General features: G+C 64.2%; 12 protein-coding genes and 2 pseudogenes. 6 read left to right on the forward strand and 8 right to left on the reverse strand.

What is annotated here, in order from left to right; all coding sequences use genetic code 11:
- Together EN939_RS38905 and EN939_RS05950 are read right to left on the reverse strand one after the other, a co-directional pair.
- Positions 1 to 99 (reverse strand): annotated as a pseudogene (locus EN939_RS38905) (two-component system response regulator CreB); the annotation flags it as partial.
- A gap of 3 nt (positions 100 to 102) precedes the next feature.
- The gene (locus EN939_RS05950; protein WP_127267288.1) at positions 103 to 1,641 is read right to left on the reverse strand and encodes a DUF4153 domain-containing protein; all 1,539 of its coding nucleotides are present in this window, start codon (positions 1,639 to 1,641) and stop codon (positions 103 to 105) included.
- A gap of 534 nt (positions 1,642 to 2,175) precedes the next feature.
- Here EN939_RS05950 and EN939_RS05955 point away from each other — a divergent pair.
- The 3 genes from EN939_RS05955 to EN939_RS05965 all read left to right on the forward strand — a co-directional run bounded on the left by EN939_RS05955 (position 2,176) and on the right by EN939_RS05965 (position 3,758).
- A complete protein-coding gene (locus tag EN939_RS05955) occupies positions 2,176 to 3,051 on the forward strand; it encodes an HpcH/HpaI aldolase/citrate lyase family protein (protein ID WP_127267289.1) in 876 nt (291 codons plus the stop codon).
- A 50-nt stretch (positions 3,052 to 3,101) separates the two neighbouring features.
- The gene (locus EN939_RS05960; RefSeq protein WP_127267290.1) at positions 3,102 to 3,308 is read left to right on the forward strand and encodes a DUF1737 domain-containing protein; all 207 of its coding nucleotides are present in this window, start codon (positions 3,102 to 3,104) and stop codon (positions 3,306 to 3,308) included.
- Positions 3,309 to 3,488: 180 nt separating this feature from the next.
- Positions 3,489 to 3,758 carry a GIY-YIG nuclease family protein gene (locus EN939_RS05965; RefSeq protein WP_127267291.1) on the forward strand — a complete coding sequence of 90 codons (270 nt, stop codon included), beginning with the start codon at positions 3,489 to 3,491 and terminating at the stop codon, positions 3,756 to 3,758.
- Between the two features lie 115 nt (positions 3,759 to 3,873).
- Here the strand turns inward: EN939_RS05965 and EN939_RS38910 are convergent.
- The 3 genes and pseudogenes from EN939_RS38910 to EN939_RS05980 form a co-directional block, all read right to left on the reverse strand.
- Positions 3,874 to 3,986 (reverse strand): annotated as a pseudogene (locus EN939_RS38910) (metallopeptidase family protein); the annotation flags it as partial.
- Between the two features lie 53 nt (positions 3,987 to 4,039).
- Positions 4,040 to 4,465 carry a hypothetical protein gene (locus EN939_RS05975; protein ID WP_127267292.1) on the reverse strand — a complete coding sequence of 142 codons (426 nt, stop codon included), beginning with the start codon at positions 4,463 to 4,465 and terminating at the stop codon, positions 4,040 to 4,042.
- Between the two features lie 7 nt (positions 4,466 to 4,472).
- Positions 4,473 to 4,895: a metallopeptidase family protein gene (locus EN939_RS05980; RefSeq protein ID WP_023763026.1), complete on the reverse strand. Its 423-nt coding sequence runs from the start codon at positions 4,893 to 4,895 to the stop codon at positions 4,473 to 4,475.
- Between the two features lie 183 nt (positions 4,896 to 5,078).
- On the opposite strand from EN939_RS05980, the gene EN939_RS38915 reads away from it, so the two are divergent.
- The 3 genes from EN939_RS38915 to EN939_RS05995 are packed head-to-tail and all read left to right on the forward strand — an operon-like array spanning position 5,079 to position 10,877.
- Positions 5,079 to 6,116: a hypothetical protein gene (locus EN939_RS38915; RefSeq protein WP_127267293.1), complete on the forward strand. Its 1,038-nt coding sequence runs from the start codon at positions 5,079 to 5,081 to the stop codon at positions 6,114 to 6,116.
- Positions 6,058 to 7,533 carry a DUF6504 family protein gene (locus EN939_RS05990; protein ID WP_127808653.1) on the forward strand — a complete coding sequence of 492 codons (1,476 nt, stop codon included), beginning with the start codon at positions 6,058 to 6,060 and terminating at the stop codon, positions 7,531 to 7,533. The genes EN939_RS38915 and EN939_RS05990 overlap by 59 nt, the downstream gene beginning before the upstream one ends.
- Positions 7,530 to 10,877: an error-prone DNA polymerase gene (locus EN939_RS05995; RefSeq protein WP_127267294.1), complete on the forward strand. Its 3,348-nt coding sequence runs from the start codon at positions 7,530 to 7,532 to the stop codon at positions 10,875 to 10,877. Before EN939_RS05990 ends, EN939_RS05995 begins: the two co-directional genes overlap by 4 nt.
- A gap of 106 nt (positions 10,878 to 10,983) precedes the next feature.
- Here the strand turns inward: EN939_RS05995 and EN939_RS06000 are convergent, their stop codons facing one another.
- From EN939_RS06000 to EN939_RS06010, 3 genes are all read right to left on the reverse strand, one after another.
- Positions 10,984 to 11,223, reverse strand: coding sequence for a Trm112 family protein (locus tag EN939_RS06000; RefSeq protein WP_127267295.1), 240 nt, complete (start codon positions 11,221 to 11,223; stop codon positions 10,984 to 10,986).
- A gap of 171 nt (positions 11,224 to 11,394) precedes the next feature.
- Entirely contained in the window at positions 11,395 to 12,066 is a 672-nt protein-coding gene (locus EN939_RS06005) for an LON peptidase substrate-binding domain-containing protein (protein ID WP_127267296.1), read from the reverse strand.
- A gap of 101 nt (positions 12,067 to 12,167) precedes the next feature.
- The coding region (locus tag EN939_RS06010; RefSeq protein ID WP_127267297.1) for a tetratricopeptide repeat protein at positions 12,168 to 12,334 on the reverse strand (167 nt) is incomplete at its 5' end.

Below are 12,334 nucleotides of genomic sequence, written 5' to 3' on the forward strand. Positions count from 1 at the left end.
GGCCACGCCTGTCGTTTTCATGCCGGCCTTTTCCAGCGCAAAGCAGATCACCTCGCGGATGTGCGGGTCATCGTCGGCGACGAGGATGTGATGCGGCATGGATCAGCGGCCCGGCATGGAAGGTTCGATAGCGGAGGGAATCACGAACGGCCCCTTGGTGTCGAGATATCGAAGCAGCCGCCAGTCGCGAAAGCTCCAGGCCCGCCAGTTCTGCTGGATAGTTCGATACCAGATTTCATCGCTGCCGCGCACGCCAGCCAGTTCGCGGACAGTGCCGGCCGCCGCCGTCTTGCCCTGTTGCTCGAGGAAGCGATCGAGTGCGGGAAACGCGCCTGGACCGAGCGAGTGAAGATACCAGGCGTCTAGGGGAATGCCCTGGCCGGTCATTTCGAGGGAATGGTCGACATTGTAGTTGGCGATCGTTGCTGCGAAATTGATGAAACAGCCGGCATAAAGCGTCAGAGATAACGTCAGAAGATTGGCGGACAGCAGCCATTCGTTGGATTTTCTAAGCGCGATGCGAGCGATGATCAGGGCAAGGCCTGCTGCCACCAGCCCCATCCAGACAAAGGCAGCGACGCGCCAATAGGTCAATGCATAGATGCCGATATAGAGGTCGAGCCGCAGGATCGACGAGACCACCAGCATGATGTTTTGCGCCACCCAGGCGTAGACCAGCCGGCGGATGAGCGGATCGGCCGAGGTCTCGCTGCCTGGCCGCAGCGCTGCCAGCACGAAGCCGGCGGCAAGCAGCGCCGTGACGATCAGGGGATAGGCGCCACGATGCGCGTAGGCCGCGTAGCTCAGCCCGTCGGGAAGGGCCGCCCCGCCCCACAGATAGGTGGCGTCGAGCGCCGTCTGCAGCGCAAACAGGATGTTGAAGACGATCAGGGCGCGCAGGATGGCGGCCTTGCCGAACAGGATATCTTCGATGGTGGTGACGGTTTTGTCGGCTTGAGCGCTGACGGCGGGCGCCGCGCGCCGGTTGCGGCGAACCGGGCGCGGCAGGCGCGGCCGCAGAAAAGCCCAGACAGCAGCGAGCACGAACAGCCAGAAGGCAATCCGCGCCAGCTGGATAAGATCGAGCAGCCTCACGAGGTCGATCAGCGACAGCCAGTAGTCGATCACCGGATTGGCGGCGCCGAACAGCGCCAGGAAGACCGCGCCCAGCGTCAGCGGCATCACCCAGACAGCGATCGCCGCCAGCCGGATGCGCCGCCGGCCGAACCGCCGCGCCGTCCTGCGCCAGCGGATGAAATCATTGGCGAAGCGGAACGGCGCCGCCAGCCCGAACAGCACGATCTGCCCGGCAATACGGGCGATGCTGTGCCGCAGCCGCCCGCTCAGCGAAAGGGCAAAGACGGTCAGCGCCGCCAGCGCGATCGAAACCGACAGGGTGCTGACGTTTTCAGCCAGCGGCAGCAGCGCGACAAGCGAGGCGATGGGCTTGAGCCAGACCCGACCGTCGCTGAAAGCCGCCGGATGCACGGCGACAACCGCGGCGGCAATCAGCAGGGCGAACAGGAAAACCGTGATCCCGGCGGGCTGGCCGTAGAACAGGAAATCCGCAAGTGCCGCCAGCAGGATGGCGACACCGAAGCGGCTGCAATAGCTCGGCGCGGCGGAGAGCAACGCTGTCATGATCGGGCTTTCCTGATGGCGTCCCGCCGGGTTGCCGGCGGGCTGTTGCGGACAAAGGGAATGAGGATTGCGACGGGACACACGCGCGGCGCATCGGCCAGCCACCAGTCTTCGCGGCGCAGCCGGTAAGGCAGGGACCATCGGGGTTTTGCTCGGTTTTGCATGCCGTCTGTTTGTCAGGCCGGCGGGGAAAGGGTGAGGCGGATCGGAGGAGGTTTTCCGCAGGCCTGTGCAGTTTTCGTGCAGGCAATTGTTGAGGTCGAATTCGCCATCTTTCTAACGTCGGCGCTGCCCCTCACCTGCCTGCCGGCATCCTCTCCCCGTAAACGGGGCGAGGGACGCTCTTGTCGCCGGTTTCGCCAATCTCCAGCGTCGCAAGAAAGGCGCCGGCGTTGCCGCCATCTCCTCTCGCCCCGTTTACGGGGAGAGATGTCCGGCAGGACAGTGAGGGGCAGCACCAGCTTTCGCGATGGCTCGCCTCAGGCACAGCCCTGCGCGCTTGCCTCACCTGCCCGCACGCGGCATAGATCACCCATGGAAACCTACCGCCCGCGCCGCTCCGTGCTCTACATCCCGGCCTCCAACGACAAGGCCCTGGCCAAGATCGCGCAGCTTGCCTGCGACGCCATCATCATCGACCTCGAGGATGCCGTAGCCCCGGCCGACAAGATCGCCGCTCGCGAAAAACTGGCCGGCATTTTCGCCAACCGCCCCAACGAACGCTGCGAGATGATCGTGCGCATCAATGCTCTGGCAACCGAATGGGGCGCCGACGACCTGCTGGCTGCCGCAGGCTGCGAGCCCGACGGCATCCTGTTGCCCAAGGTCGACACGCCGCGCGACCTGCTCGAGGCCGGCGATGTGCTCGACGACAATTTTGTCCCCGATAGCGTGAAACTGTGGGCGATGATCGAGACGCCCAAGGCGCTGCTCAACATCGGCGCCATCGCCGAGCTTGGCCGTGACCCGGCCTCGCGGCTCAGTTGTTTCGTTGCCGGAACGAATGACCTGGTCAAGGAGACCGGCATTCTGGCAACGCCTGACCGACGCTACCTCGTGCCATGGCTGATGCAGATGGTGCTGGCCGCGCGCGCCGGCGGCATCGACATGCTCGACGGGGTCTCCAACGATTTTCGCAACCTCGGCGCTTTCACCCATGAATGCGCGGAAGCCGCGGCCATGGGGTTCGACGGCAAGAGCCTCATCCACCCGGCCCAGATCGAAGCCGCCAACCGTGCCTTCGCACCGTCCGCGGAAGCCGTGGCCGAGGCGCGCTCGGTGAAGGAAGCCTTCGCGCTCGCCGAGAATGCCGGCAAGGGCGTGATCGCGCTGAACGGCAGGATGGTCGAGCGCCTGCACTTGGCGCAGGCCGAAAAACTGCTGGCGAAGGCAGCCGCCATCGGGGCATAAATGCTCGATGGATGCGAGCGGGCTATGGCTACTCACGACAGGACTGAACAATGAAACTCTACCGCTTTCTGTCCGGCCCGGACGATGCCAGCTTCTGCCACAAGGTGACGGCGGCGCTGAACAAGGGCTGGCACCTGTTCGGCTCGCCGACCTATGCCTACGACAAGAAGGCCAAGACGATGCGTTGCGGCCAGGCCGTGGTCAAGGATGTCGACGGCCAGGAATACGGGCCCGATACCAAGCTGAGTGACTGGTAGGGGACAGCGCTGAGGACTCTCTCTTTCTTCGTCATCCTAGGGCGGAGCAAGGAGCGAAGCGACGCGGCGCAGACCCTAGGATCCATGCCGTGACATTGGCCGTAGAATGCGGCGGATCAAAATGGCGCTTGTGCGCGCATCAACGCTCGCTACCCTGAAACCACGACCGGCTACGTCTATATGACCGCGAGTCAGAACCGCGGCACCATCTATATCGGCGTCACCAACGATCTCGGCCGTCGAATGCCTGAGCACAAGGCCGGCCAGGGCTCGCGCTTCACGAGTCGCTACAGCGTACAGCGGCTGGTGTGGTACGAGGAATATTTCGACATTACCGATGCCATCCAGCGCGAGAAGTCATTGAAGCGCTGGCCTCGACAATGGAAGATCGAGCTGATCGAAACGGCCAATCCGGAGTGGTTCGAGCTCTTTCGTGGAACCGGCTGGTAGCCGCTCGGGTTTCTTGCACCGCCGGAGCATAGCATCGCCGTCACGGCATGGATCCTAGGGTCTGCGCCGCGTCGCTTCGCTCCTTGCTCCGCCCTAGGATGACGAAGGTGTGGGGCTACTCGGCCGCTTCTTCGAACTTCTCCATATCATCGTCCGACAGGCCGAATGGTGACCGATCTCGTGGATGTCGCCCAGCGTCTCTTCGTTCTCGGACCAGTAGTCAAGGATATCGACGGTCAGGAATGAGGGCCGAATACAGCGCTTGGTCGATCAGTAACCAGCTACGCCAGATTTTCCCAGGCGGCTCTGATTTCGTTGAACCGTGCGTCTGCGCGGCCCTCGACGTCATCGCAGCCGAAATAGAGGATCGATAGCGCTGCAAGGAGACCGGGATAGCCGGAGACGGAATCCATTCTCGTAAGGATTTCAGGAACCGGCAACCGCTTGCGTTCAATCATGGAGATCGCGCATTCCGCTGTCATAGGTGCCATCGGGTGGTCGAATTCGGATAGCCAGAAATCGACCAGGGCAACGAGAGTGGCCGGTTCGATGGCAGCACTTGCGGGCAGATGGCAAAGCTCACTAAGTGCGAGGAAAGCGGCATTCGGCGAAATCCCGATGGCGGTTGCGATCAGTTCCCGGCTTTGTGAAATGTCGTGGTACGGCCAATTGCAATCGATCAGGTCGGCAAATTCTGCTTCCGTCATCTGAGTGCTACTCGGCCGCCTCTTCGATCTTCTCCATATCATCGTCCGACAGGCCGAAATGGTGGCCGATCTCGTGGATCAGCACGTGGGTGACGATGTCGCCCAGCGTTTCTTCGTTTTCGGACCAGTAATCGAGGATGGCGCGGCGGTAGAGCGTGATGCGGTTCGGGCCTTCGCCGGTCTGCGGGTTCCAGCGCTCGGCGATGCCGCGTCCCTCGAACAGGCCGAGCAGGTCGAAGGGCGTTTCCAGCGACAGGTCGTCCATGATCTCGTCGGTCGGGAACTCGGCGATCTGGATGACGATCTCGCCGGTCAGCTTGCGAAAATCCTCCGGCAGATGCGCATACGCCTCCAGCGCCAGGAACTCCATTTCGTCCATCGAGGGCGAGAGTTCGTCGTGCCAGGTGCGGGTCTTGTAGATGCGGGCCATGCTTTGTCCTTTGATCCCGGCATATAGGCTTTCGCACCGGAATCGGCAAATGAACGGGCCGATGCGCCTGCGCCATCCCTGCCGAGAGGAATAAATTCCCCATGACTCTGCTTGACTCCTGGGTCCCCCTCTGGAATCTATAGGGAACATAACAGGAACAATTGTGAGTGGAAGCTGACCGTCATGGCGATGACCGCCGTGGCGCGGGAGACTGTTTTTGCCCTGCGCCGCCAGATCGCGAAAATCGAGGGAACGCTGCCCGAGCGCTTGGCCGCGCCGGCCGCCGCGCCCCTTCACGCCGACGCCAACACCGATCTCACAATCGTCCGGCGTGGCATTGCCGCGGCGTTGCCGGATGCGTTTCTGCCTATCGGTGTCGAGCGCCTCGACGCCGCCCTGAGCGGCGGCCTGCCGAAGGCCGCCCTGAGTGAAATCCATGGCACGCAAACCCGCGATGCCGGGGCCGTCGCCGGCTTCGCTTTGTCGCTCACCAGTCTGATCCTCAAGCAAACGCCGGGGCTGCCGGTGCTGTGGATCGGCACATCGGAGATTTTCCGCGAGGCCGGCTTTCCCTATGCAAGGGGGCTTCACGCCTCGTTCGGCATCGAGCCGGAGCAATTGCTGTTTTCCGAGGCGCCAAGGCTTGTCGATGCGCTGTGGGTCGCCGAGGAGGCGGCCCGGATGACAGCGCTCGCCGCGGTCATCCTGGAAATCCGCGGCAATCCGCAGCGGCTGGACCTGACCGCGACACGCCGGCTGCATGCAAGGGCGCAAGCGGCCGGCCGGCCGGTGTTCCTGCTGCGGCAGGCGGCCGAACCCGAACCGACGGCCGCCCCTGTCCGCCTCATCGTCGCCTCGGCGCCGGCGGTGCCGCGCGACACCATCGCCGGGCCGCTGGCCGGCTCGATCGGCCGCCCGGCCTTCGCCCTCACCATCGGCAAGAGCCGCACAGCCCTGCCTGGACAATTCACACTGGAGTGGAACCCCGATGAACGCGCATTCGACGAAAGATGGGGCGACGAAAAAAGGAGCGAGGGAAGAGACCGGACAAAGAATCCTGTCCCTGTGGTTTCCCTATCTGGCGGCGGAAAGGATCCTGCGCCAGCGTCTGGGGCGGTCCTGGCGTTCCCGGCCGTCGGATCACCTCTCTCACCCGCCGCTCGTGATCAGCCATCGCGACCGCAACGCGCAGCGCATCTCGGCCCTCGACGAGCGGGCTGAGGCGCTGCACCTGAAGCGCGACATGGGCATTGCCGATGCGCGCGCCATGCATCCGTCGATCGACATCGTCGAGGCCGATCCGGAAGCCGACCGCCGTCTGCTCGAAGGCCTTGCCGACTGGTGCGACCGCTACACCCCGCTGGTGGCGCTGGATGGCGCGGACGGTCTGTTTCTCGACGTCACCGGCTGCACCCATCTGTTCGGCGGCGAACGCGCCATGCTGGACGAGATCCTGTCGCGCTTCTTCCATCAGGGTTTCGATGTCCGAGCCGGGCTTGCCGCGACGCCTGGCGCGGCCTGGGCGGCGGCACGCTTTTGCAGTGACCGCATCATTGTGTCAGGCGAGGAGGAAGCGCTGCTGGCACCCCTGCCGCTGGCCGCACTGCGCATCGAGCCGGCGACCCGCACCAGCCTGGAAAGCGTCGGCCTGCGCACGGCGGGCGCCGTCATGGCGGCACCGCGCGCGCCGCTCGCCCGCCGCTTTGGCGCCTTGCTGCTCCTGCGCCTCGACCAGGCGCTTGGCCGTCTCGACGAAGCGGTGTCGCCGCGCCTTCCCGTCGCGCCGCTTTCGGTCGAACGCCACCTCGCCGAACCCGTCACCCTGACCGAGGACATCGAACGGCTGGTGGGCATGCTGGCGGCGACCTTGAAAACCGATCTCGAACGCCGCGGCGAGGGTGCCAGGACACTGGCGCTGCTGCTCTTTCGCGTCGACGGCGCCGTCAGCCGCATCGCCATCGGCACCTCGCGGCCGATGCGCGAACCCATGCTGATCCAGAAACTGTTCCATGAGAGGCTGGCCGCGCTCGAGCAGGATATCGATGCCGGCTATGGTTTCGATCTGGTGCGGCTCTCGGTGTTGGCGGCAGCCACCTTCGACATGCAGCAGGCTGATCTGACTGGTGAAACGATCGACGATGGCGCCGATATCGCGCTGTTCGCCGACCGCATCCGCGCCCGGCTCGGCGAGGGCGCGGTTCTCCGGCCGGTCGCGGTCGAGAGCCATCTGCCGGAGCGTGCTGTCGCCACGATCCCCTTCACCGAAGCGCCGCGCCGGACCACGCCGCCGAAAAAGCCCGGCAGGCTGCAGGCGCCACAAACCATTTTTCCGCCGGAACGGCCAATCCGGCTGTTCCGCTCGCCCGAACCCATCGATGTGCCGGCCACTGAAATGCCGGAAGGACCACCGCTGCACTTCCGCTGGCGGCGCGCGCTCTACCGGGTCACGCGCGCCGAAGGGCCGGAACGCATCGCCGCCGAATGGTGGCGGGAAGCGCCAAGCGACGAGGCGGCATCGACGCGCGACTATTTCCGCATCGAGGATGCCGATGGCCGCCGCTATTGGCTCTACCGGCAAGGTCTTTACGGCAACACGCAGGTACCGCCGCGCTGGTTCATGCATGGTGTCTTCGCATGAACGCGCTGACCGTCATCCCCTATGCCGAATTCGGCATCCAGTCGAATTTCTCCTTCCTGCGCGGCGCCTCCAAGCCGGAGGAGCTGGTGGTCGCGGCCAAGCTCCTGGGCTTCTCCGCGATCGGGCTTGCCGACCGCAACACGGTGGCCGGCGTGGTGCGCGCCTGGCAGCAGGCCAAGGTCGAAAAGCTCTCCTATCACCCCGGCTGCCGGCTGGTTTTCGGCGACGGCACGCCGGACATCCTCGCCTATCCCCAGGACCGCAAGGGCTGGGGACATCTGTGCCGCATGCTTACCCAAGCCAATCTGCGCGACGAGAACGAAAAAGGCGCCACCCTTCTCCAGCGCGGCGACCTCCTCGAATGGGGTGACCTGATGTCGCTGGCGGTCCTGCCCGGTCTGTCGGCGGGCGCGGAAGATAGTCTTCCCCTGCTTGGAGACCTCAAAGGCCGCTTCGGCAGGTACCTGCGGCTTGGCGTTTCGCCCGACTACGCCGGCAATGACCGTTTCCGCATCGAGCAGGCCGCGGCGCTTGCCGAGAGCGTCGGTATTCCGCTGATGGCGACCAACGACGTTCTCTACCACACGGCCGAACGGCGCCCGCTGCAGGACGTGCTGACCGCGATCCGCCTCAACACGCCCGTCGCCGAGGTCGGGCTGCAACTCAGCGCCAATGCCGAGCGTCATCTGAAGCCGCCAATGGAGATGGCGCGCCTGTTCCGCAGGCATCCGCAAGCGCTGGCCGAGACGCTGCGGTTTGCGGAAGAACTGACCTTTTCGTTGAGCGACCTTCAGTACAATTATCCGGACGAGCCGACGGAATCGGGTCTTGGCCCACAGGCTGAACTGGAGCGGCTGGCGCGGGAGGGAGCGGCCAACCGCTATCCGGCGGGTGTGCCGGATTCGGTGACCAGGCGCATCGAGGAAGAGCTCGCTTTGATCGAACGCCTCAACTATGCCCGCTATTTCCTGACTGTCTACGACATCGTCAAGTTCGCGCGCAACAAGGATATTCTCTGCCAGGGACGTGGATCGGCCGCCAATTCGGTCGTCTGCTTCTGCATCGGCATCACCGAAGTAGGACCGGAAAAAATCGATTCGCTCTTCGAGCGCTTCATTTCCGAGGAGAGAAACGAGCCGCCGGATATCGACGTCGATTTCGAGCACGAAAAGCGCGAAACCGTAATCCAGTACATCTACGAGAAATACAGCGGCAAGCGCACGGCACTTGCGGCCGCCGTCATCAGCTATCGCGGCCGTTCGGCGCTGCGCGAAGTGTCGAAGGCGATGGGCCTGTCCGAGGATGTCAGGGCATCGCTTTCCGGCTCGATCTGGGGTTGGTCGACATCGGAGCTTGGCGAGAAGGAAGCCCGCGCCGGCGGCCTCGACCGCACCGATCCGGTGTCGAGGCACGTGATGGAGCGTGCCAATGAGATCATGGGCTTCCCCCGCCATCTGTCGCAGCATGTCGGCGGCTTCGTCATAACCAGGGACCGGCTCGACGAGATCGTGCCCATCGTCAAGACGGCGATGGACGAGCGCAAGATGGTCGAATGGGACAAGGACGATCTCGACGCGGTGAAGATCCTGAAAGTCGACGTGCTGGCGCTCGGCATGCTGACCTGCCTCCAGCGCGCCTTCACCTTGCTTACTGACCACTATCCAAAGGCGCGAGACAAATACGGCCGACCTTATGTGCTGGCCACCCTGCCGGCAGAAGACGCCCGGGTCTACGATATGATCTGCCGTGCCGACACATTGGGCGTCTTTCAGATTGAATCGCGGGCGCAGATGTCGATGCTGCCGCGCCTTGAGCCGAAAACCTTTTATGACCTTGTCATCGAGGTGGCGATCGTGCGGCCGGGCCCGATCCAGGGCGACATGGTCCACCCCTATCTGCGCCGCCGGCAGGGCAAGGAAAAACCCGAGTATCAAAAACCGGAGCTGGAGGCGATCCTCAGCAAGACACTAGGTGTGCCGCTGTTCCAGGAGCAGGCGATGAATATCGCCATCGTCGCCGGCGGTTTCAAACCGGGCGAGGCCGATGAACTGCGCCGCGCCATGGCCACCTTCAAGCGCACCGGCACCATCGGCAATTACCGCGACCGTATGATCAATGGCATGGTCGGCAAGGGCTACACGAAGGACTTCGCCGAGCGCTGTTTCAAGCAGATCGAGGGCTTTGGCGAATATGGCTTTCCCGAAAGCCATGCCGCTTCCTTCGCCCTGCTCGTCTACGCCTCCTGCTGGTTCAAGACCTTCTATCCCGACGTGTTCTGCGCCGCGATCCTGAATTCGCAGCCGATGGGGTTTTACCAGCCGGCCCAGCTGGTGCGCGACGCAAGCGACCATGGCGTCGACATTCGCGATGTCGACGTCAATTTTTCGGTGTGGGATTGCACGCTGGAAAAGGCGCCGTTCGATCCGGCCCGCATCCTCCCACGCCATGCCGAGATGCGCGGCGTCATCGAGACGAAGCATGCCGTGCGGCTCGGCTTCCGCCAGATCAAGGGCCTGTCGAAGGAGCGCATGGCGGCCTTCGTCGAACAGCGCGGCTCAGGCTACGTATCCGTCAGGGATGTCTGGCTGCGCTCCGGCCTCGATGTCGGCGACATCGAGCGGCTGGCGCAGGCCGATGCCTTCCGTTCGCTCGGCCTTGATCGTCGCCAAGCCTTGTGGGCGGTGCGCGCGCTCGACGGCAAGAGCGCCGCCGAAAGGCTGCCGCTGTTCGACCAGCCGGCGCTTCGCCTGCGCGAGCTGGAGCCTGAGACGAAGCTGCCGAAAATGCCGCTCGGCGAGCATGTCATCCATGATTACCGCGCGCTCGGCCTGTCGCTGAAGGCGCATCCGGTCGCCTTCCTGCGCGAGCGGCTCGACCGCGCCGGCGTCATCCCCAATGCGAACCTGCCTTCCGTGCGCGACGGCAGGCGCGTCTCCGTCGCCGGCCTCGTGCTGGTGCGGCAGCGCCCCGGCAAGGGCAATGCGATCTTCCTGACGCTGGAGGACGACAAGGCGGTTGCCAACGTCATCTTCTGGCAAAGGACCTTCGACCGTTACCGGCCGATCGTCATGGGCGCCCGGTTCGTCAAGGTCACCGGAAAATTGCAGTCGGAATCGGGCGTGGTCCACATCGTCGCCGAGAGGATCGAGGATCTGACGCCCTGGCTGACCGTGCTTCTGGAGAAGGTCAGCGGGGCCGCACCAGCGGTTCCTCCGAGAGACCTCGCCAAGGACGGTTCGGATCGCTCCAGCCCCGCCAAACAAAGCGCGCCGATCCGGCAGGATCTCGCAACGCTGTCGGAAGAAGCGGAAAGGGTCATGCCCAAGGGCCGCAATTTTCAGTAGGCAAGGCCATGCCAAGGGCGGAACGAAAGCGGACGTCGGCGATCCTTCGCGCTCCCCGCTGTCCCGCCAGCCTTCGGCAAATTGGCGGGTATAAGCAGCGTGCCCCTCAGCCCGACCCACCCAAGCGCGGCAGCGGGGCCAGCACATCCTCCACCGAAAGCGTCCGCGCCTCGGAGGGCAGCATGATCGGGATGCCGTCACGCACCGGATAGGCAATCTTGGCGACCCTGGAAATCAGTTCGCCGCGCTCTGGATCCCAGGCCAGCGGCCCCTTGGTCAGCGGGCAGGCCAAGAGTTCCAGCAGCTTGGGGTCGACCTTCCTCCCGTCACGTCCATCCGCCGCCATAAGATTCTCCTCCCAGCCAGTTGCGGGCCTAAGATGTGCCGAGATTCAGGTCAGGCCCAGTCGAAAATGGCTGATACCGAGAACCGGAGCGGAGCGTACTTTTCGTACGCAAGCACCGGAAGCGCAGGAAGCCACCATTTGCAGGCCGGTCTCACCTGGATATCGACACTCTTACTGCAAACTCGAGCCAAAATCCTCATTCTCGCGCGCCAGTGCCATTTCGGTGATGGCGATCAGCGTCTCCGCCCGGGTCTTCAGGTCGGCTGCTTCGAGCAGCGCCTGTTTCTCGGCCGGCCCGTAGGGCGCCATCATCGACAGCGCATTGACCAGCATGGCATTTTCGGCGCGGCTGACGCTTTCCCAGTCGGCCTCCAGATCGTTGGCCTGCAGATAGGCGCGAAACGCCTTGAGCAGCGATGGCCGGTCGATCTCGTTGTCCGCCTGATCCTCGTCGAGATCGGCAAGGAAAGGCGCGGGCTTGCACTGGCGAAACGGCGTCTTGACCGTCAATTCGTGGGCGATGCGGAACCGGCACACGCCCTGCAGCGAAATCAGGTAGCGGCCGTCGCCGCTTTCGGAGAAGGCGATGATGCGGCCGGCGCAACCGACATTGCAGAGCTCCGGCTCGCCATCGCCGCGCAAGGCGCCGTCGAGACTGGGCTGGATGACGCCGATGAGCCGCGGGCCGGCGATCGCCTCGTCCACCATCTGCAGATAGCGCGGCTCGAAGATGTTGAGCGGCATGCGACCTCCCGGCAGCAAAAGCGCACCCTCGAGCGGAAAGATCGGGATCGTCGACGGCAAATCCTTGGCGAGCCGGTAATGCGCGTTTCCCGCTTGCACCATATTCCTCCGATCGCTTCACCAGAAGCGCGTCATACCAGCTAATCTGGCGCAGTCGTCGCCGACGCCAAGCCCGTGCGGCAAAACAACCGGCAGCCGGCTCAGGAGAACAGCAGCGCCGACAATTTGCGGCGCGCCGCCAGCGTCGCCTCGTCGGTCATGCCCCAGGCCTCGAACAGCTGCAGCAATTGCGTCCTCGCGCCATCCTCGTTCCAGGCCCGGTCGGCCTTGATGATGGCCAGCAGATTGTCGGCCGCGACCGTACGGC

This window comes from Mesorhizobium sp. M7A.F.Ca.CA.002.05.1.1 (assembly GCF_003998335.1).
Classification (GTDB): domain Bacteria; phylum Pseudomonadota; class Alphaproteobacteria; order Rhizobiales; family Rhizobiaceae; genus Mesorhizobium.